Source organism: Alphaproteobacteria bacterium (assembly GCA_033762625.1).
Lineage (GTDB): Bacteria > Pseudomonadota > Alphaproteobacteria > UBA9219 > RGZA01 > RGZA01.
In genome coordinates, this window is sequence record JANRLI010000011.1 from 160,754 (window position 1) to 181,852 (window position 21,099).

23 protein-coding genes are annotated in these 21,099 nt (G+C 47.2%); 19 read left to right on the plus strand and 4 right to left on the minus strand.

The window, feature by feature from the left end; genetic code table 11:
- Positions 1–209 precede the first annotated feature (209 nt).
- The 3 genes from SFW65_06525 to SFW65_06535 all read left to right on the plus strand — a co-directional run bounded on the left by SFW65_06525 (position 210) and on the right by SFW65_06535 (position 1,943).
- A complete protein-coding gene (locus SFW65_06525) occupies positions 210–629 on the plus strand; it encodes a flagellar assembly protein FliX (protein MDX1922765.1) in 420 nt (139 codons plus the stop codon).
- A gap of 109 nt (positions 630–738) precedes the next feature.
- A complete protein-coding gene (dksA, locus tag SFW65_06530; protein ID MDX1922766.1) occupies positions 739–1,161 on the plus strand; it encodes an RNA polymerase-binding protein DksA in 423 nt (140 codons plus the stop codon).
- 32 nt (positions 1,162–1,193) lie between these two features.
- Complete coding sequence (locus tag SFW65_06535; GenBank protein MDX1922767.1) at positions 1,194–1,943, plus strand: hypothetical protein; 750 nt, start codon at positions 1,194–1,196, stop codon at positions 1,941–1,943.
- A gap of 52 nt (positions 1,944–1,995) precedes the next feature.
- Here SFW65_06535 and flgH read toward each other — a convergent pair whose 3' ends face one another.
- The 4 genes from flgH to flgF are packed head-to-tail and all read right to left on the minus strand — an operon-like array spanning position 1,996 to position 5,307.
- The gene (gene flgH / locus SFW65_06540) at positions 1,996–2,763 is read right to left on the minus strand and encodes a flagellar basal body L-ring protein FlgH (protein MDX1922768.1); all 768 of its coding nucleotides are present in this window, start codon (positions 2,761–2,763) and stop codon (positions 1,996–1,998) included.
- A 24-nt stretch (positions 2,764–2,787) separates the two neighbouring features.
- Positions 2,788–3,753 carry a flagellar basal body P-ring formation chaperone FlgA gene (flgA, locus tag SFW65_06545; GenBank protein MDX1922769.1) on the minus strand — a complete coding sequence of 322 codons (966 nt, stop codon included), beginning with the start codon at positions 3,751–3,753 and terminating at the stop codon, positions 2,788–2,790.
- Positions 3,754–3,774: 21 nt separating this feature from the next.
- Positions 3,775–4,560, minus strand: a complete 786-nt coding sequence (flgG, locus tag SFW65_06550) for a flagellar basal-body rod protein FlgG (GenBank protein MDX1922770.1) — start codon at positions 4,558–4,560, stop codon at positions 3,775–3,777.
- Positions 4,561–4,587: 27 nt separating this feature from the next.
- Positions 4,588–5,307 (minus strand): flagellar basal-body rod protein FlgF, encoded by a 720-nt coding sequence (flgF, locus tag SFW65_06555; protein ID MDX1922771.1) that lies wholly within the window; start codon positions 5,305–5,307, stop codon positions 4,588–4,590.
- 381 nt (positions 5,308–5,688) lie between these two features.
- Between flgF and SFW65_06560 the strand changes: the two genes are divergently transcribed.
- The 16 genes from SFW65_06560 to thrC all read left to right on the plus strand — a co-directional run bounded on the left by SFW65_06560 (position 5,689) and on the right by thrC (position 21,077).
- Entirely contained in the window at positions 5,689–6,327 is a 639-nt protein-coding gene (locus SFW65_06560; GenBank protein MDX1922772.1) for a flagellar basal body-associated FliL family protein, read from the plus strand.
- A gap of 61 nt (positions 6,328–6,388) precedes the next feature.
- The gene (gene fliM / locus SFW65_06565; GenBank protein MDX1922773.1) at positions 6,389–7,462 is read left to right on the plus strand and encodes a flagellar motor switch protein FliM; all 1,074 of its coding nucleotides are present in this window, start codon (positions 6,389–6,391) and stop codon (positions 7,460–7,462) included.
- Positions 7,463–7,465: 3 nt separating this feature from the next.
- Complete coding sequence (locus SFW65_06570) at positions 7,466–8,182, plus strand: DUF6468 domain-containing protein (GenBank protein ID MDX1922774.1); 717 nt, start codon at positions 7,466–7,468, stop codon at positions 8,180–8,182.
- A gap of 29 nt (positions 8,183–8,211) precedes the next feature.
- Positions 8,212–8,931, plus strand: a complete 720-nt coding sequence (locus tag SFW65_06575; GenBank protein MDX1922775.1) for a hypothetical protein — start codon at positions 8,212–8,214, stop codon at positions 8,929–8,931.
- Between the two features lie 204 nt (positions 8,932–9,135).
- Positions 9,136–9,522, plus strand: coding sequence for a response regulator (locus tag SFW65_06580; protein ID MDX1922776.1), 387 nt, complete (start codon positions 9,136–9,138; stop codon positions 9,520–9,522).
- 34 nt (positions 9,523–9,556) lie between these two features.
- A complete protein-coding gene (locus tag SFW65_06585) occupies positions 9,557–10,201 on the plus strand; it encodes a protein phosphatase CheZ (GenBank protein MDX1922777.1) in 645 nt (214 codons plus the stop codon).
- A gap of 120 nt (positions 10,202–10,321) precedes the next feature.
- A complete protein-coding gene (locus tag SFW65_06590) occupies positions 10,322–13,255 on the plus strand; it encodes a hypothetical protein (GenBank protein MDX1922778.1) in 2,934 nt (977 codons plus the stop codon).
- 217 nt (positions 13,256–13,472) lie between these two features.
- Entirely contained in the window at positions 13,473–14,396 is a 924-nt protein-coding gene (coxB, locus tag SFW65_06595; protein ID MDX1922779.1) for a cytochrome c oxidase subunit II, read from the plus strand.
- Between the two features lie 31 nt (positions 14,397–14,427).
- A complete protein-coding gene (gene ctaD / locus SFW65_06600) occupies positions 14,428–16,014 on the plus strand; it encodes a cytochrome c oxidase subunit I (protein ID MDX1922780.1) in 1,587 nt (528 codons plus the stop codon).
- 27 nt (positions 16,015–16,041) lie between these two features.
- Positions 16,042–16,977: a heme o synthase gene (gene cyoE / locus SFW65_06605; protein ID MDX1922781.1), complete on the plus strand. Its 936-nt coding sequence runs from the start codon at positions 16,042–16,044 to the stop codon at positions 16,975–16,977.
- Positions 16,974–17,120 (plus strand): hypothetical protein, encoded by a 147-nt coding sequence (locus SFW65_06610; protein MDX1922782.1) that lies wholly within the window; start codon positions 16,974–16,976, stop codon positions 17,118–17,120. The genes cyoE and SFW65_06610 overlap by 4 nt, the downstream gene beginning before the upstream one ends.
- Positions 17,117–17,752, plus strand: coding sequence for a cytochrome c oxidase assembly protein (locus tag SFW65_06615; GenBank protein MDX1922783.1), 636 nt, complete (start codon positions 17,117–17,119; stop codon positions 17,750–17,752). Before SFW65_06610 ends, SFW65_06615 begins: the two co-directional genes overlap by 4 nt.
- 23 nt (positions 17,753–17,775) lie before the next feature.
- Complete coding sequence (locus SFW65_06620; GenBank protein ID MDX1922784.1) at positions 17,776–18,639, plus strand: cytochrome c oxidase subunit 3; 864 nt, start codon at positions 17,776–17,778, stop codon at positions 18,637–18,639.
- Positions 18,632–18,985 carry a DUF983 domain-containing protein gene (locus SFW65_06625; GenBank protein ID MDX1922785.1) on the plus strand — a complete coding sequence of 118 codons (354 nt, stop codon included), beginning with the start codon at positions 18,632–18,634 and terminating at the stop codon, positions 18,983–18,985. Before SFW65_06620 ends, SFW65_06625 begins: the two co-directional genes overlap by 8 nt.
- Positions 18,985–19,689: an SURF1 family protein gene (locus tag SFW65_06630; protein MDX1922786.1), complete on the plus strand. Its 705-nt coding sequence runs from the start codon at positions 18,985–18,987 to the stop codon at positions 19,687–19,689. Before SFW65_06625 ends, SFW65_06630 begins: the two co-directional genes overlap by 1 nt.
- Positions 19,690–19,691: 2 nt before the next feature.
- Positions 19,692–21,077 carry a threonine synthase gene (gene thrC, locus SFW65_06635; protein MDX1922787.1) on the plus strand — a complete coding sequence of 462 codons (1,386 nt, stop codon included), beginning with the start codon at positions 19,692–19,694 and terminating at the stop codon, positions 21,075–21,077.
- Positions 21,078–21,099 lie beyond the last annotated feature (22 nt).

The window sequence follows — 21,099 nt, forward strand, 5'->3', positions numbered from 1 at the left end:
CGCAAACAATCAAAGAATAGGTAAGTAATGCCGTGCAGATTCAGTTGTTTTTGCTTGTCTTTTTTCAATTGTTTCGTAGTGCCGACTGTTGCTGTTTTGCGTGAGCGCAGCTTTTTCATTAACTGGCCTTTAAGAGGCATCGCGCAAAGTGCTATAGTAAGGTTCGTGGTCGAACTTGTGACCGGACATTTTTTCTAAGGCATGCGCAATTGATCAATAAAGTTGATGGACCTGGCGGCGTACGTGGAACACAACCGGTGCGCAAAGCTGGTAAAACAGAAAAAACAGGTGGTGCAAACTTCTCTTCACATCTTGATGAAGCTAGTAGTGCACATGGCGTTGGCGGTGCATCTGGCATTGGCGGCATTAGCGCGTTGATTGGTCTGCAGGAAGTAGATGATGCCACCCAGCGCGAGTCAAAAGGCAAAAAACGTGCTCAAGCATTGCTTGATGAAATGGACGATCTCCGTTTGGCGTTGGCATGCGGCACGCTAACCCGTGCGCAGTTGCTGAAATTATCTGCTGCTATTCAAAGCGAAAAGGTTAAAGCCGATGATCCCGGCCTCAACCAGATTCTCGATGATGTTGACCTGCGGGCAAGAGTCGAGCTCGCAAAATATGGCTTTTAAGCCCCAAATAAGCATATGTATTACGCGAATTGCATCTAAATAGTTGCAAAACGGACAAAATCCCGCCAAGAAAGTCACCTATCCTTATTATGTATCAGGAGCGGATTTAATGACTTCAGTTACTCTTCCACCCGACTACAAGCCGACTGAAAAAGAAAAATACATGAATCCTGTCATGTTGGAATATTTCCGCCAGAAGCTTATTAAATGGAAAGCCGATTTGTTGCAGGAATCTTCTTCCACGCTCAAAGATTTACAAGAAGATGGCGGCATGCAGGAACCGGACATCGCAGACCGCGCAACATTGGAAACTGACAAATCGCTGGAATTCCGTACGCGTGATCGTGAACGAAAGCTCATCAATAAAATTGAAGAAGCGCTTCGTCGTATTGACGAAAATACCTATGGCTATTGTGAAGAAACCGGCGAGCCGATTGGCATTAAGCGCCTTGAAGCGCGCGCGGTTGCAACACTTTCGGTTGAAGCACAAGAACGACATGAGCGGGTTGAGCGCACACAGCGTGATGAATAATCGACGCGATAAATAATTAAAAAGGAACTGGAATGGCACCTAAAAAAATCATTCTACTATCCGTATCATTATGTTTACTCGCCGGTATTGGTGTTGCGTATGCGCAATCGCAAGGAACAACAGCTTCGCCGCCTGATGCATCGCCGCGCAACTCTGTCTTAACAAATACTAAAGCTCTGCCACTGCCTGAACAGCCGCCCCCAGCACCAAAATCGGAGCCAAAACCCAAAAGCAATGATGTGGCAAACCCCACCAAAAAGATTTACGTAGCTCCGGAATTATCGGAGCGTCCCAATCCTGCCAGCAATATTATTCTGCCACCGCTCTATGGTTGGAGCCGGGTAGTTATCAAAGATTTGAAAATGCCTGATGAAGGTTTAGTGACCGATTGCGGTATGAAGAAAGACATGATTTTTCATTTCTTTGTCGAACGCTTACGTGAAGGCGGTATTCCGCTTGTGAATGAAGCGCAAAACGATACGCTGCTTTCCGATGTGGTAACCGTTGAAGCCGAGCCGCAAATCATTTCCATGCAGGATTTGGTGATTAACTGTATATCCTGGATTCAATACAAAGTGTCGGTGCAATACACCTTCCGCGTGCCGCCGCTCATGTATCGCCGCAAGGTGCCGATTATGCTGTGGTATGATGGCATGATGGTATCATCTGCCAAGTCAACCCATAATGGCGCGCTGATTAACGGCTTCATCGATTTGGCAATGCGCTTTAGAAATGCGTGGGATAAGCAACACGCATCCGTTGATCCGGAGACACTTAAATAAATCTATACCCGAGCGGTTGTTCCGCGCAGCGGAACAGAGCGAATGGCAAATATTAGAACGGGAAGATGATATCGAGCAGCTGCGAGCCGTAGCGTGCTTGCTGAACATCCATCAACTGACCGCGGCCGCCGTATGAAATGCGGGCTTCGGCAATCTGGTCGTAATTGATAGCGTTTTGTGAGCTGATATCTTCTGGGCGAATAACGCCGGTGACTTTTAATTCACGCATATCGTAATTCACAACCATTTCCTGCTTACCGGCAATTACCAGATTGCCGTTTGGCAATACTTGAGTCACCACAGCAGCAACCCGCATGTTGACGGTATCGGTACGTGTCATTTCGCCTTTGCCATCTTGTTGGGTTTTGCCCTTGATGTTCAAGAGGCTGGTTGGGTCAACAGCTTCTGGCAAGTATTTATGCAGCTTGGTTTCAAAGCCAAGGATTTTTGGTGCGCTGTCATCTTCATTCGTGGTGCGTGAACGCTTGGTTACGTTCTTGAACTCGGCCTTATCTGCTACTTGAATAATCACGGTCAGAATATCGCCAACCTTGCCAGCGCGCTGGTCTTTCAGGAATTGGCGCGCGCCGGATTGCCATAAGGAATTCGCCTGGTGCTTATATTCTTCCTTTTGTGGCATCGGGAATGAAACGGGTTCTGGCCCCGCAAGTTTGGACGGGTTTTCAACGGAGCTCAATGCTGGCGCTTCACCCAGTTCAGACAGGCGTTGCCCCGCATTGCATGCGCTAAGGCTGACCAGTGCGCTGGTGAGCATTACCATTTTGATGAATGCCCCGTTGGTAAGAATTCGTGTTCTCATGTTTTACTCCTCAAAAACTCTTTCCTATTTTGCTGCAACCTTGCTCAATAATTCACGTGGCGTTACTGAAACTTTTCCGCTGCCAACAACCACCGCATCTACTGCGCGGTTGCTTTGTGTATTAATAACCTGAATCGTATCCCCCATTGCGCCATCGGCCATGGCGCGTCCTTGGGTGCTTAACGTCATGTTAGGTGTTTCAACGGCGATGGTGATAATTGCGCCTTTCAAAACCATTTTTGCGCCGCGCAAATCACGCATGCGTAACACGCTGCCAACATTCAATGCGCGACGGCTTTCTGCATTCACGAGACGTGAAGGATCAGTTACTGCATCCGCGCCAGCTTTATCAACGGCCACTCGCGACCATTCGACATCATGTTCGGTAATCACATCGCCAGTGGTAACGCTACGATTAAGAATCGCGACTTGTACCATCAGCATTGCACGGCCTGATAGCTTGATAACTTCAGCGTCAGGTGATCCTGCACGATCAACAATCAGGTTGGTTTCAAAACGGCTTTTAATCGGGTCGTATTTGATTTCAGAAAAATGATAGCTAAGCGGTTCGCTTTTTGCGCGGTGGATTTCAATGCTCTGGTTATCCAGTGCAATATCCAGATCCTTGGATGGTACAACCTTGGCAATTTCGGCTGTAACCAGTTCCTTGATTTTCGTTGAGTTCAATGAGTTGCTATCACGTGTTACAACCACACGTTCATATGTATTTTCGGGCTTCCAATCAAAACCGTTGGAACGGGCAATTTGATTAAGTGCCGTTACATCATAGCTAGTTTTCATGCCTGGTGCCGGGGCCTGCGCGACAATCATACCAGCCTTATCGCCGGCATTTATAAACAAATCACCCAGCGTCACATTGCTTCCCTCTAAAAGAACCTCGCCGCGCGTTGTTGCAGCTAGGCATGGTGCGGCCATGCTAACAGCCCAACTTGCGGCGAGGAGGAGGAGGAGCTTTTTGGCGCTAGTCATGTATTAATCCCTGTTGCTTAATTAACGGAGCTGGCTGACCGTGCTGAGCATTTCATCCGATGCTTTAATCACACGGGAATTCATTTCATAAGCACGTTGCGCGGTAATCAGGCTGGTAATTTCTGAAACGACGTTGACGTTTGAATTTTCAATCGAACCTTGGCGTACTTCGCCAAAACCGGTTGATGCTGGAGCACCAGTTGTTGGCGTACCGGAAGCGGGGGATTCCCGCAGCAAGTTGTTACCAATAGCTTCAAGGCCAGCCGGGTTCACAAAGGTTGCAAGCTGCAGCTGACCTACATTAGTCAAGGTGGTGGTGCCATCTTGTTTCACCAATACTTCGCCGCTGGAATTGATGGTCACGTCAATCGCATTACTTGGAATGGTGATGGATGGCTGAATAGGGTACCCATCCGCATTTACAATCACGCCATCTGCGTTGAGCTGCATGGAACCTGCGCGTGTATAAGCTGTGGTGCCATCCGGTAATTGGACCTGAAAAAAGCCGCGGCCAGATACGGAAATATCAAGCGGATTATCGGTAATGGTTACGTTGCCTTGCGAATTGATGCGGTACACAGCCGCAGGACGCACGCCCATTCCCACTTGAATGCCTGTTGGAACAATGTTGCCAGCGTCGGTTGACGTAGAGCCGGGGCGGCGGATGTTCTCGTAAATCATATCCTGGAATTCTGCGCGTTGGCGCTTGAACCCGCTCGTCGAAATATTGGCGATGTTATTGGAAATGACTTCCACATTTAATTCCTGTGCTTGCATTCCCGTTGCGCCGATAAGCATACTACGCATGGTTCTTCTCCCTTTATACTTTACCCGTTATGCCACTTTACCGAGTGAGCGAATGGCGTTAGTTAACCGTTGATTTTCGGTGTCAATTAAACGAGCGACGCGTTCATAAGCGCGCGAAATCTCAATTACATGCGTCATCTCGGTAACTGATTTGACGTTGGATGCTTCGACCATGCCTTGGTTTAGTTGTGCATCTTCATCTACTTCTGGCAGTTCGTCGCTTTTGTAAAAGCCGCCATAGGTCTGCTTCATTAGTTGTTCATTCTGGAACTTGACAACCTGCAAGCGACCAATTTTTCCGTTTTCGGTTGAAAGGGTGCCGTCTTGTGAAATCAAAATACTTTTCGCATCGCTTGGAATAGTGACATTCGAGCCGCCACCGGAGAGTACAGCATAGCCATCTGGCGTTACCAGATTGCCTTCGGCATCCAGTTGGAAACTTCCTTGGCGCGTATATTGGACGCCTTGTGGCGTATCAACTGCAAAATAGCCTTGCCCGGCAATCGCGATATCTAATGGATTTTCAGTTTTAATAAATGTTCCTTGGGTGGTGTTTCGCAAGGTTGCGCGATCCAGCACCATGTGATGTGTGAATTTTGGTGCAGGCTTCACCATATAATCTTGGAACAATACGTCGTTCGATTTATAGCCAGTGGTGTTCACATTCGCGATATTCTGCGCGACAATGTCCATCTGCCGTTGCAGAGCTTCTTGTTGTGATAGCAAAACATATACTGGCGATTCCATTTGGCCCTTCTCCTCTCTTTTGTGCGTTGGTTCGTTAAAGGCTGACCATCGTCACACCGCGTTGCTATGCACATGCTGTGCCAAGATTGTTTTTTATTTTATTTCATGTGGTTAGTTACTGGGCGTGCAAAAAAATGCGCATTTTGTGCTAACCTTCAAACCAGCTTGGGGGCGTTTTTACCCAGAACTTGGCATAGAAATGGCATAGGCAAGGTATGGTTTGGCCACCACTGTTGGTTGCGAAAGCCAAATAACATATTGAAAGACCTAATTTTTTTCTTTCAAGAAGTTGTTAACCATGTTTTTGTTAAAGTGTTAACATCTAAAAGGCTTTCCGCCGTTCTATCTCCGGTAGGCCGTTTTCCCAAAAGGATTTTCTGCGTGGCTAAAAAAGAAGAAAAAAAAGCTGAAGAGAAGGACGATAAGAAAGTCGCAGCACCAGAAGGCAAAGAAGGCGCGGAAGGCGAAGCGACGGAAGGCGCCGAAGGCGGGAAAAAGAAACTCGATAAGAAAATGATCATCATCATTGCGGCTGCCGCAGTGTTGTTGTTGGGTGGTGGTGCTGCGGCGTTGGTATTCACTGGCGTGCTGGGCGGTAAAAAGCCGGAAGCGGCAGCGGCCGATGGCCACGGTGAAGCAGCAAAAGAAGATGGTCACGGTGAAGCCAAGGATGATGGCCATGGCGGCAAAGAAGATGGAAAAAAAAGTGAACATGGCCCCATTTTTTATGATATGGGCGAAGTAGTTGTGAATTTACAAACGGATGGCAAGCGCCAGATATTCTTAAAGCTGGTGATGCAACTGGAGCTGGAAGCAGAAGAAGACAAAGCGGTTATTGAAAAAATCAAACCGCGCATTATTGATAATTTCCAGACGTATTTACGTGAATTGCGCCTTGATGATTTGCGTGGTTCTGCAGGGCTTTACCGCTTACGTGAAGAATTGCTGTTCCGCGTTACTGAAGCGGCGCAACCAGTTAAAGTTAAAGACGTACTGATCCAGCAAATGCTGGTGCAATGATGAATGTGAATGGGGGCCTCCTGTGACGCCTGCTGATGATAAACCACCTGGTGGTGAACAAATGAGCGAAGAAGAACGCATGGCCGCCGAATGGGCTGCCATGTCGGGTGATGGCGCTGCTGCGCCTGCCGGCGGAGATGATATGGCCGCCGCGATGGCTGATATGGGCGGCGATACCCGTGTCTTAAGCCAGAATGAAATCGACAGCTTGCTGGGTTTTGGCGGCGCGGATGATGGCGATGAAAACAAAGGCATCATGGCGCTGGTTAACTCCGCGCTTGTGAACTATGAACGCTTGCCGATGCTCGAAGTGGTCTTTGACCGCTTGGTGCGTATGATGTCCACATCGCTTCGCAACTTCACATCTGACAACGTAGAAGTCAGCCTTGACCAAATCTCGTCGGTACGTTTTGGCGATTATCTAAATTCTATCCCATTGCCTGCGATGCTTGCCGTATTTAAGGCCGAAGAGTGGGATAATTTCGGGTTGATGGTCGTTGATAGCGCAATGATTTATTCGATTGTTGACGTGCTTCTGGGCGGCCGTCGCGGTACGGCAGCAATGCGTATTGAAGGCCGTCCCTATACAACCATTGAACGTAATCTTGTGGAACGTCTTGTGCATGTGATATTGGCGGATATGAGCGGTTCGTTTGACCCGCTATCGCAAGTAAACTTCCGTTTTGATCGTCTTGAAACCAACCCTCGCTTTGCAACGATAGCACGACCTGCCAATGCTGCGGTGCTCGTCAAGCTGCGCATTGATATGGAAGATCGTGGCGGCTGTCTTGAAATCATTATTCCTTATGCGACGCTTGAGCCGGTTCGTGAACTGCTTTTGCAGATGTTCATGGGTGAAAAGTTCGGACGTGATTCCATCTGGGAAACTCACTTGGGTAATGAATTACTCACCACGGATATGAGCATGCATGCGGTCTTGGATGAAATGACCATGCCGCTTTATGATATTTTGAATATGAAACCTGGAACCTTCGTGCCACTCAACGTGAAGCCCGACAGTATGGTGGAATTGCGCAGCGGTGAAGTATCCTTATTCAAAGGGCGCATGGGCAGCAAGAATGGCCGTATTGCCGTGATGATTGAAGAAGAAAAAATCAAGCGTCCCGGAGAATAATTTATGAACTGGAGTATCGTTATCAATGCCGTGTTTATCGTGTGTATGGCAGTTGGCATTGTGGTCGTGTGGCGTTTGCAAAAAACCTTGAACGGATTAAACAAAAGCCGTCTGGAAATGGAAAAGTTCGTCGCCGACTTTTCTGGCAGCATTGCGCGCGCTCAAAAAGCTATTAATGATTTGCAGCAAACCGCACGAGATGTAGGTGAGGATGTTGAAAATCATTTATCACGCGCACAAGGCTTGCGCGATGAACTGACTTTTTTGGTGGAAGCGGCAGATAAAATTGCAACGCGACTTACCGATAGCACGGCATCCGCGCAAAATGATGCAAAAGCATCACGTAATAATCGATCTGAAAAGCAAAACGAAAAATCTGTAGAGAGTAAAGCTGATACCAAACCACTTTCATCCATTCAGGAAGTGCAAAAACAAAAAGCGGAAACAGTCATTAATTCGCCTGCTGCAAAAGCTGAAGTCGCACCTCAACCTGTGCAGGCCAAAACCGTACCGTTATGGGCAAAACGCGCTGAACCAAATGGCCCAGTGATTAATGCGCCCGTTGAAGCAGCAGCGCCTGTCTCCGGTTTGCAGTTTGGCAAAAAGCCCGTTCAAAAATCGCCAGAACCGCTAGCCAATTCGCAACCCGCAAAAGAAGAAGAGCAGCTGCGCTCATTAGCTGAACGCGAATTGCAGCAAGCACTTGAAAAGATGAAATAATCATGACACTTGGCCCCTTGGAAAAAACTGTGTCACCGAAACCGAAATTCAAAATCTCGTTTCGTACTGGGATGTCGATTTTTATTTTCCTTGCGGTAGCCGTGATGGGGCTACGCGTTCAGGAAATGGCCACCGATTTGGCAAACGGTAATCCTTTGCAGGCTGTAACACCCGCAAAAGCTGAAACCGCAGCCAAGGAAGCGGATAAGCCAACGCCAGAAACCAAGACGGAAGCCAAAAAAGACGAAAAGAAAGCGGAGCACAAGGAAGGCGAGGTTGCAAAAGACGAAACACCTGATCCCATTAATCCCGATCCTGTGCAGGATCAGGAAAACTATTCCGAAGCGGAAGTGAACATCTTAAAGCGTCTTTCGGAACGCCGTCAGGAACTGGATAAACATGCGCGTGACCTTGACCAGCGTGAAGCGTTGCTGAAAATCACCGAGCAACGGATCGACAAAAAACTCGCCGATATGAAAACGATGCAGGAGCAGGTCCGTGCAGCGATTAGCACGGCAAGTGCTGAACAAAAAGCCAAGACGGATAGTCTAGTAAAAATATATGAAATTATGAAACCCAAGGATGCTGCGAATATTTTTAACGCACTGGATATGCCTGTATTGCTCAGTGTGATTGCCAACATGAAAGAATCACGCGTTGCGCCTATCCTTGCCGCAATGGATCCGCAGAAAGCAAAACAAGTAACCGGCGCGTTAATGGAAAAGAAACCATTGCCAACACAGCCCTAAGTTAGCGTAATTTATCTGTTTCTCGGCTGATTTGTTCGTATATCAGAACAATTTTTTATTAGCATATCGCAGTCGTTTTATCAAAAACATCAAAAAAAATCACGCTAATAAGCCTTTGTTAAATCCTCACGGCTAACAATAGCCATTCCAAGCGCCCGCATTATTTAATCGGCAAAACTTTGCACATGTTAAGGAGCAACTCACATGGCTGTGAATATGGATATGAACGTCCTCATCGTCGATGATTACAAAACGATGCTGCGTATCGTGAACAATCTTCTCAAGCAATTGGGGTTTAAGAATGTGTACGAAGCAACCGATGGCGGTATGGCTCTGAGCATGATGCGTGAAAAAGATTATGGTCTGGTGATTTCCGACTGGAACATGGAGCCCATGACCGGCTTACAACTTTTGAAAGAAGTTCGCGCCGATGCAAAATTGAAAGCAACACCGTTCATTATGGTAACCGCTGAAAGCAAAACCGAAAACGTGGTAGCTGCAAAGCAGGCCGGCGTGAACAATTACATTGTTAAGCCGTTTAATGCTGAAACATTGAAATCAAAAATAGTTACCGTACTGGGTCAATTCTGATTATTGACAAAGCTGCTCTTGAAGGGATTGCGTAATGACCGGGTATGATGATCAATTGCAGAAGACGCTGGAAAATGCGCTAGCGCAACTTGGCGATGCCACGGGCAAGCAGAACCCACAGGCGTTGATTGCAACGGCTATTGAATCACTTAAAACTGCGCGTGTGACCAACAATAGCGTTTATGAGCGTTTGGCTGACCTTGGGAAGTATATCGCCAACGCAAAACAGGAAATCGCAAATATACGCGCGGATGCCATTAGCGGCGAGCACATCCCAAGCGCTACCGACCAGTTGGATGAAGTCGTTGGAGCAACCGAAGAAGCCACCAACAAGATTATGGATTGTTGCGATGCAATCAATCTGATTGCAGGCAAACAGCCGCAGCCGACACAGCAGGAGTTGACTGACCAAGTCACAAAGATTTACGAAGCATGTAACTTTCAAGACCTTACTGGCCAACGCATTACCAAGGTGGTGCGTACTCTCAAGCATATCGATACTCAGGTAACCTTGCTGCTTAAAGCGCTTGATGATGCAGGTTTCCAGATTGAAAAGAGTGGCGTGTTGCAAGGCCTCAATGTGTCCAAGGCAACCGATACTGAAAAGCATTTACTCAATGGCCCGCAAGCAGCCGACGCCGCTATTAAGCAAGATGATATCGATAAGCTCTTTGGCTAGTCTGTACCATCCTCAAGCCGCGCCCATTGAATCGCCATAAACCCTTGTTGTTTTGGCTAAAATCGGTCAATCTGAAAGTGTATTTTTTGCACTCTTTCCAGTGTTGTCACCGCACGTCCTTTGAAACCTAATTCGTCTGTTCTTCCAGCATTGATCTTATCGCTTGGCACGGTTGTGCCAACGCAGTTTGTTTGCGCGCAGGAAATTGCCGAGCATGGGCAACCCATTCAGGTGCAAGCAAAGGTGCGCGCCGGTATTCACGATGATTATGAACGCTTGGTTTTTGATTGGCCTGTGCAAATTTCCTACACCTTTTCGCAAAACGGCCAAGAAGTGAATTTGCGTTTTGCGCAAGGCGCGCCAGTTGATTTAACGCAAATCAAACGCCGCCATCTCTCAAAAATTATTCATAGCGAACAAATCGCTGAAGGTAATGCGCGTATTATAAAGCTGCTTCTTGCTCCTGATACGGTTGCCAAACATGTGCAGCAAGCAGGCTTGGTCATACTCGATTTTTATGAAGGTCTCGCGCCCGTTGTTACAGTGTCATCCAATTTGCCGCAAGCAATGTCGATTGCTGGCGAAGCACCTGTACAGCATGAGCAACATTCAGCAACGGTTGTAGCCCCGGCGCCGCCAGCACCTGAAGTAAAGGCAGAAAAACCTGAAGAAACAAAAGCGTCAGTAGCAGAGGCGTCTGCAGGAAAGAACACAAATGGCCCAACGCCACCCAATTTAGACGATGTTGGAAACGAGGGATTGCCACTAGTAACGATAGATCCCGGTATTGTTGCAGGAACCGCAATTTACCGCCGGGCGGATTATATCTATATCGTGTTTGGTAAAAAAATTACTTTGCCACTTGCATCCATGCTGCGTGATACGCCGCGTGTAACATTAGAAAGCATGCAGTCGTCAACCGGAAGCGTGTATCGTTTTTATATGCCGCAGGATTTTAACCTGCGGTGTGTGCGTGAAGAAAACCGTTGGAGCATTCTGGCATCCAAAAAAGTTCCAACCGCTCCTATCAGTCTTACCCTGTCTGCGCAGCCTGATTATGCGCTAGGGGCACGTATTATTATTCCTGTCAGCAAGGCTGATGACGTGGTGCATTTTGTAGACCCCGAAATTGGCGATGAGTTGATTGTTGTGCCACTTGTGGGCTCCAGTCAGGCGGTGCGACAGGCCTACCAATATACGGATTTTCGATTTATTCCATCCGAGCAAGGCGTTGTTATTCGCCCATTGGTTGATGGCGTTGACGTAAAGCGTCAGGGCCTTGGCATTGAAATTACATCCGATAAAGGACTTCGTCTTTCATCAAGTAAAGATACCGGGCTTCCCAGTGATACACGTGCAACCACACCATCAAAAGACCAGTTATTTGATTTAAACGACTGGTATGGGCCTGTTTCAAAATCCTATACGCAAATGCGCCAGCACTGGCAGCAAACCCTTGCTGAAGTTCCCGTAAATGAACGCGACCGCGTTCGTTTAAATATGGCGCGTTTTTATTTTGCACGTAACCATGCACAGGAAGCATTAGGGTTGCTTACACTTTTGTCGCAACAAGTTCCAGATTTGCTTCACCGCAGTGAATTTCGCGCGCTGCGCGGCGCGGTACGCGTGCTTACCCATGATATTGGTGCACTTGAAGATTTCAATTCACCCGATATTATGAATTATCCGGAAATGAAATTGTGGCGCGCGGTTGCTAAAACGCGCGTTATGGAATGGAAAGAAGCAGCCGAATTATTTGCCAGCGCTGATAATGTGTTGGATAAATATCCTGAACCGTTCTTCACAGATTTTTCAATTACTGCCATCGAAGCTGCAATTGCGAGCAAGGATAAAACCTATGCTAATTCAGTGTTAGACAGATTGATGCAGCGTCACCCCGAACTTGATGCCTCGTCTGGCCCTGTCAATTATCTGCGCGGCGTATTAATGAGCTTAACCGATCGTTTAGACAGGGCAGAAAAGTTCTGGAATAAAGCAGCTAGCAGTAAGGACCAATTATATAAAGTACGCGCAAAATTATCGTTGACCGATTACGAAGTTATCAGTGGAAAAATTAATCCGCTGCAAGCTGCAGAAAAACTAGAAAAAGTGCGTTTTGCATGGCGTGGCGATGATCTGGAACTGGATATCCTGCGCCGTATTGGCAAATTTTATATTGAAGGTGGCAAGATAGAAGAAGGCCTTGCAACGCTAAAGCAGGCGTTGGTGTTGTTGCCCGATAATGATGTGGCAAAAAAATTGCATGAGGAAATGGCGTTTGCATTTCGTGATGTGTTCTTGGGAAATAAAAACCGTAATATTTCAGCGCTTGATGCGCTCAGCCTTTACGAGCGTTTTTATGATTTAGCGCCGCCGGGCGCAGAAGGTGATGCGATTATACGTGCACTGGCACAGCGCATGGTATCGCTTGATTTATTAGATAGAGCCGCGGCACTACTGGCTGACCAATCGCGCCACCGTTTAACAGGCGTGATGAAAACGCGGGTAGGGACGCAAGCCGCAGGAATTTATTTGCTCGATCATCAACCGGACGATGCGTTAAAAATTTTAAAAGACAGTGATGAGACGGGAACACCAGAAGATTTAGTGGTAGAACGTAATTTGTTAAAAGCAAAAGCGTTAGCCGTGTCAGGCAAGGAAGATGAAGCCAAAGCTATGCTCAAAAATATAAACAGTGAATATGCAACCCGTTTGTTGGTTGATATTGCATGGCGTGCGCATGATTGGGCGGGCGCTGCAACTATTCTCAATGACCTGATTGGTGCGCCGCATGCTGAAGCAATGAAGGCAGAAACCGCCCAGCTAGTTATCAGCCGCGCGATTGCCCTTGCACTGATTAACGATAGTGTAGCACTTGAAAAAATGCGGAGCGATTTTTCATCTGGGATGAAAGGTTTGCCGCAGGAAGAACTCTTTAAAATGCTAACGGAAGCAGATACAGGTCTGCCTCGCGACCCTTCGGCTATGAAATCGTTGATGGCCGATGTAGATTTGTTTCAAGGCTATCTTGAGAACTACCGTAATCTGAATTAACATATTGAAATAATTATAAAAATAATGATTTTCTGCTCTGTCGGGCTTCAAGAAGGCCACACCTTTTAATCTTGTTATGCAGGGCCAACTATTTTGCTTATAAGCCCATATATTTCATGCTATTTAGATGCCCATTCATAAGGCAAGTGACGACTCATTTGTTTTAATTCCGTCTAATATCTAAATAAGCTCTTCCAGCTCAAGAGGATGTATCCCCGTGTTGTCACGTTTCTTTGCTTTTTTTGCTTGTATTCTGTTACTCGCCAGCCCTGCTCACGCAGATGACAAACTTGCTCTCGGCGCGCCCATTCCATGGGGGATTGACCTTCAGGAAGCATTTTCCCCGGCAAAGCACCGCATGCACGACTTCCACGATTTCATGCTTGTTATCATTACGGTGATCACGCTCTTTGTGATGTGCTTGCTGATTTTTGTGATTTTGCGTTTCAACGCAAAAGCTAATCCAAAACCAGCGACCTTTGCTCATAATACATTACTGGAAGTTATATGGACATCAATTCCAGTGCTTATTCTTGTCGTGGTTGGCATTCCATCGATGCAATTGTTGTATTACGTTGATAAAACACCAAATCCTGAATTGACGCTGAAAGCAACAGCGCATCAATGGTATTGGTCATACGAATTGCCAGACCAGAAAGTTGAAAGCTTTGATAGTCGCCCCATCTGGGATGGCACAAAGCAAACGCCAGAACAAATTGAAGCTGCGTTAAAAGATGCAGCGCCGAACTGGATTTATCCGACTGAACATCCACTGCGTTTGCTCGAAGTGGATAACCGTTTAGTGCTTCCGGTTGATACGCAAGTTCGCGTTTATACAACATCAACCGACGTTATCCATTCCTTTGCCGTTCCATCGCTTGGTGTTCGTAAAGATGGTGTTGTTGGTCGTTTGAATGAAACGTGGCTCCAGATTGACAAAGAAGGCGTCTATTATGGTCAGTGCTCGCAGATTTGCGGTACGGGCCATGCTTTCATGCCCATCGTGATTGAAGCGGTGAGCAAAGAAAAGTTTGCGCAGTGGGTTGCTAAGAAAACTGGTGCCGCAGCGCCAGCTGAAACATCTGCGCCATCAAAGAAGCATTCGCAGCTGCAACGCTCATCCATCATTGCCCAACAATAAGATTATCTATTCGACTTAGGAGTTCTTGAATATGTCAGCCGTAACACATGATGCGCACCACGATGATCACAAGCCAGGTTTTTTCGTGCGCTGGTTTTGTTCTACTAACCATAAAGATATCGGTACGCTTTATCTGCTGTTTTCGATTATCGCAGGTTTAATTGGAGGCCTGTTCTCCGTCATCATGCGCATGGAATTGCAGACCCCAGGGCTGCAATATGTAGCTGATGGACAGATGTGGAACGTGCTTGTTACCGCCCATGGTTTGACGATGGTGTTCTTTGTCGTGATGCCTGCGGTGATTGGCGGTTTTGGTAACTGGTTTTTGCCGCTGATGATTGGCGCGCCCGATATGGCGTTCCCGCGCTTAAACAATATCAGCTTCTGGTTGTTGGTTCCTTCTTTCCTACTGTTGCTTGGTTCGGCATTTGTTGGTCAAGGTGCTGGTACAGGCTGGACGGTTTATCCCCCGCTTGCAACATCCGGACAATCAGGGCCATCGGTTGATATGGCGATTTTTGCGCTCCATCTTGCGGGTGCATCATCCATTCTGGGCGCGGTAAATTTTATTACTACAATATTTAACATGCGTGCACCCGGCATGACCTTGCACAAAATGCCATTGTTTGTTTGGGCGATGTTGGTTACCGCTTTCTTGCTCTTGCTTGCTGTGCCTGTTCTTGGTGGTGCAATTACTATGCTGCTCACCGACCGTAATTTTGGCTCAACCTTCTTTGATCCAGCTGGGGGCGGCGACCCATTATTGTACCAGCATTTATTCTGGTTTTTTGGCCATCCCGAAGTTTACATCATGATTTTGCCGGGCTTTGGTATCATCAGTCACATCGTTTCAACTTTTTCTAAGAAACCTGTGTTCGGTTATTTGGCAATGGCCTACGCGATGATTTCAATCGGCGTAGTCGGTTTCGTAGTCTGGGCTCACCACATGTATGTATCAGGTATTGATGTGGATACCCGTGCATACTTTACTGCTGCAACACTGATAATCGCGGTGCCAACAGGGATTAAAATCTTTTCATGGATTGCAACCATGTGGGGCGGTTCGATTGAGTTCAAAACCCCCATGCTATGGGCTATTGGCTTTATCTTTTTGTTCACAATTGGGGGTGTAACTGGCGTTGTGCTTGCGAATGCCGGTGTGGACGTTGTACTCCATAACACCTATTACGTAGTCGCGCATTTCCATTATGTGCTGTCACTTGGTGCTGTGTTCACCATTTTTGCCGGTTTTTATTACTGGATTGGTAAGATGTCTGGTCGCCAATACCCTGAATGGATGGGTGTTGTTCATTTCTGGCTCACCTTTGTGGGTGTAAACCTTACTTTCTTCCCGCAACACTTCCTGGGATTGCAGGGTATGCCGCGTCATTACCCCGATTACCCGGATGCGCTTACCGGCTGGAACCTCGTTTCATCGATTGGCTCATATATTTCATATGCTGCTGCCTTATGGTTCGTGGTGGTAGTGATTGTGACGCTCAAATATGGCAAGAAAGTTGGCGCAAATTACTGGAATGAGCATGCCAATACATTGGAATGGACATTGCCGTCGCCACCACCATTCCATCAATTCGAAACACTGCCCCGTGTAAAATAAAATAAGTTGAGTTAAGTAAACCGCACAATGACATTGTCACCTCTCGCGCTACAGGAACATCAACCGCTTGCATCCGATGTTGAAGCAAGCGTGCGCGATTATATTGCGCTTCTAAAGCCGCGGGTCATGTCATTAGTAGTATTTACAGGGCTTGTTGGAATCGTTGTCGCGCCAGTGCCGATTAATCCTGTGCTTGCTTTTGTTGCGGTACTTTGTATTGCGCTGGCAAGCGGCGCAAGTGGCGCGATTAACATGTGGTACGAGCGTGATGTGGATGCGCTGATGGTGCGTACCCGCAACCGTCCGTTGCCACGTGGGCGTATTGCGCCTGAGCATGCGTTGGAATTTGGCGTCGTGATGCTCTGCGTGTCTGTGTTGCTGATGGGTGTTGCATTGAACTGGTTTGCGGCTGCTTTACTTGCATCTGCAGCCGCGTTTTATATATTTATTTATACTATTTGGCTTAAGCGCAGTACCCCGCAAAATATAGTCATTGGCGGCGCAGCGGGTGCTTTTCCGCCTATGATTGGGTGGGTTGCTGCAACAGGCCAGTTGGAATTACCAGCGATTGTTCTGTTTGCGTTGATTTTCTTTTGGACGCCACCGCATTTCTGGGCGCTTGCACTGTATCGCAGCGATGATTATGCCCGTGCGGGTATCCCCATGTTGCCAGTTGTTGCAGGTGAACGCGCCACAAAAATCCAGATGCTTGTCTATACCTTATTGCTTGTTCCCATTGCATTGGCGCCATGCTTTCTTGGATTTGCGGGCTGGTTATATGCGATAACCGCGATTCTATTCAGCATCGGCTTTATTGCTTACGCAGCCGCCGTGTTCTTTGACAAAGATTATAAGATCGCCAAAGGTATGTTCAAATTCTCGCTGCTTTATTTGACGTCTCTGTTTATGGCGCTGCTGATTGAACGTGTGGCCGGGTTCCCAGCTACAGGATGGCAGCTATGAGCGAGCCAGTTGTAAAGATTTCCATTCCGCCTGCGCGCGCAAAACGTAATTGGGCAATTGCCATTGGGCTGATTGCTTTTGTGGTAATTATTTATGTGGTCACCGTTGTTAAAATCCATATTCATGGCGGCGTGCAACCATGAAGCAATTTGGGGCGAAGCCATCTGATAATCTGCAAAGCAAAAACCGCAGCGTTGGCATGAAGCTGGCGGGTGGCGTTTTTGTTATGCTTGCATTGGCATTCATCTCTGTTCCGCTTTACAATCTCTATTGCAAAAAGACGGGTTATGGTGGTGCAACACAGGTTGCAGCTGCGCCATTGCAAGACGGCATCTTGGATCGCAAGATTAAAATCCGTTTCAACGCCGATGTGGCGCCCGGATTGTTGTGGAGTTTCAAGCCCGCAATCAACGAAATTGAAGTACGTATCGGCGAAGCGCAAAAAATTATTTATGAAGCGCGCAGCCAAAGCAAAACCAATGATATCGGCGTGGCTGTATATAATGTGCAGCCTGATCGTGCCGGATTATATTTTAATAAGGTTCAATGCTTCTGCTTTGATGAAAAGCCGTTAAAGGCTGGTGAAACCGCTGAGTTGCCCGTGCAGTTTTTTGTTGATCCAGCCTTGGCAAGCGACAGACAAATGGATGATGTAAAAACCATCACGCTTTCTTATACCTTTTTTGCTGCCAAAAGCCCAACGCTTGCACAAGCGCAGAAAAAATTTGATATCAAACAAACCCAATTGCTGGAAACAGCAAAAAATATACCTTAATTTTGGCCTTAAAGGAGAACAGTATGTCTGAACATCGCGAAAATGAATACGAGGACAGTGGCATCCCGCAACCTTATCACTTGGTTGCGCCGTCCATCATGCCGCTGCTTGGCGCATTTGCTGCAGGTATATTGGCTGTGGGTATGATTTTATTTATGCATAAAATCAAACTTACTTTGGGTAGCTTTGCCTTTGAATTCGACAGCAAGGTTTTAATCCTTGGTGCGATCGCCGTTCTGGCCGTCATGTTCTATTGGTGGAAAGACGTGATTAAAGAAGCCTATGTTGAAAAACTGCATGGCCCGCTAGTAAAAATCGGCCTTCGTTATGGTATGGCATTATTCATCGCCTCAGAAGTTATGTTCTTTGTTGCTTTTTTCTGGGCGTATTTCAGTTCCGCGCTTTATCCAGTTGGCGGTGTTTGGCCACCAAAGGGTATTCACACAATTGATCCGTTTGATTTACCTTTCGTGATGACGATTATCCTTCTGCTTTCGGGCTCGACCGTGACTTTTGCTCACGAAGCATTGGTAGAAGGTCGCCGCAAAGATGCAATTCAAGCTTTGGGCTTAAGCGTATTGCTCGGCATACTGTTTACCTGTTTTCAGGTTTACGAATATATGAACGGTCATTTCAGCTTTAAGGATGGCATTTTTCCTTCAACCTTCTTTATGGCAACGGGCTTCCACGGGTTCCACGTGCTGATCGGGACGATCTTCTTGATAGTTGCTTGGGTGCGCACAGCAAAAGGTCATTTCACCAAGGATAGCCATTTTGGTTTTGAAGCTGCCGCTTGGTATTGGCACTTCGTTGACGTGGTATGGCTGTTCCTCTTCACATCTGTTTACTGGTGGGGTTCGGGTCCGCAAGTGCCAGGACATGGATAATCTATCCAGCCTGCTTGCCAAAGGAGTAGCGTGCCGCTGTCCAAAATGCGGGCAGGGCGCATTATTCAAAGGTTATATTACGCTCGTTGATTATTGTGCTGTTTGCCGGTTGCCACTCGCCAAAAACGATAATGGCGATGGTCCTGCGGTATTCCTGATTTTTATTTTAGGCTTTTGCATGGTGCCGCCCGCTATTATTATTGCCATGCGTGTTGATTGGCCTTTATGGATCCATGGGGTGCTGTGGGGCGTGCTTATCCTTGGCGCTACGCTTGGGATGTTGCGTCCGGCAAAAGCGCTAACCGTTGCACTGCAATACAAAAACAGACCAGAAATTTTTCAGTAATGGCACTTCCAACACTCAAATTCACGCCAAAGCTTGGGCCAAGCATCACCACAGCGGTGATAGTTGCGCTATTGTTGGCGCTTGGCACATGGCAGATGCAGCGTGGAGAATGGAAAACCGCACTGATTGCGGAGCGATCTGCACGGCTTGCTGAAAAACCGATGGTATTGAAAGGGCTTCCGGATGGACCTGTTTCCGATCTCTATTATCGCGGCGCGTATGTTACGGCATCGGTGAAAATCGCGCGGCCATATTATACGTTTTCCCATACATCGGAACATGGTATTGGGTTTCAGCTTTATTTTCCTGAAACATGGAATGACAACCGCTGGTTCATTCGTAAATCGGATTTTCTAACGATGGAAGAGTGGAGAGCGGGGGGTCTGCGTTGGCCTACCAACGAACAGTTGGCTAATGAACCACCTCATGAACAACTGGGTATTTTTGTACCTTTGGAAGATGCAGCAAATTTTATTGTGCTGAAGGAAATCGGCAGCGAGCCCATTCGCCCACTGGATAAGGTGGAACCTGTTATTTTTATACCGATTTTTGAATGGGGTAGCGTACAACATGAATTGTTAAAATCGCGCCTGCTCAATATAAGCAATAACCACAAGGCTTATTCGCTAACTTGGTTTTTGCTCGCCTTCGCCTTATGCGTGATTTATGTTGCTTCACATACCAAGCTCGTTTCCAAGGACTAATCATGCGTTATATCAGTACCAGAGGCGGAGACGCCGTTCCGGATTTTGAAAGTGTTGTGGCACGCGGTCTTGCAAGTGATGGCGGATTGTTCGTGCCTGAAACATGGCCACAATTCAGTGTTGACGAACTACGCAAGCTATCAACGCTTTCCTATATCCAGTTGGCGCAGCGAATTATGCAGCCTTTTGTCGGGGATAGTTTGTCAGCAGGTGAATTGGCTGCCTTGGTACAAGATACCTATGCGGGATTTGATCATCCGGATGTTGTACCGTTGACCAAAGTAGATGATCAGCTTTCATTACTGGAATTATTCCACGGCACGACACTGGCATTTAAAGATGTAGCCTTACAATTTCTTGGCCGTGTGTTTGGGCATTTTACGTATAAGCACGGTGGTTCCATGACCGTAATTGGTGCAACTTCCGGTGATACAGGTTCGGCAGCAATTGAAGGTTGCCGTGGCATTCCCGGTATTAAGGTCATCATTCTTTATCCGCATAACCGTCCATCGGAAGTACAGCGCCGTCAAATGACCTGCGTTGATGCGCCAAATGTCTTTGCCGTTGCTCTGGAAGGTTCGTTTGATGACTGCCAGGCTTTGGTCAAGCAAGCATTCAACAATCAGGAGTTGCGCAAGAAACACACGCTGACAGCTGTCAATTCGATTAACTGGGCGCGTATTCTGGCGCAGGTGGTTTATTATTTCTATGCTGGCCTGAAGGCGGGTGCGCTTGAAAAACCGGTAAACTTTGTTGTGCCAACCGGCAATTTCGGAAATGTGTTTGCTGGCCATGTGGCAAAAAAAATGGGTTTGCCCATTCACCGCCTTGTGATTGCTACCAATAAAAATGACAGCATGACAAAATTTATTGAAACTGGCCTAATGACTAGCGGTGTTGTGTCGCCAAGCTTGTCTCCCAGCATGGATATTCAAATTGCAAGCAATGCCGAGCGTTATTTATATGAATTGCTCAACGAAGATGCTGGGCAAGTGAAAGCCGCAATGCAGCAGATTGCTGCACACAAAGATGTGCAGTTGCCGTCGGCAGCACACAGTATGCTCAAAAACGAATTTATGGCTTCATCGGTAAGTGATGAAGATACGAAGGCAACGATTAAAGCTGTGTGGGAAAAGCATGGTATTTTGCTTGATCCACACACGGCCGTTGGCGTGACGATTGCAAATCGTTTCCGCAGCCAGTTGCCGGGGCAAATTATCAGCCTTGCGTGCGCGCACCCTGCCAAGTTCCCTGAAATTGTGCGCGAAGTAACAGGCCAAAATCCGCCCTTGCCGCCGCATTTGGCTGATTTATATCAACGGCCAGAGCGATTTACCGTTATGCCAAATGATTATGCGGCTTTTGTGAATTTTATCGAGACGCGCTAAGCTGTTTCAGCATTAAGGAATA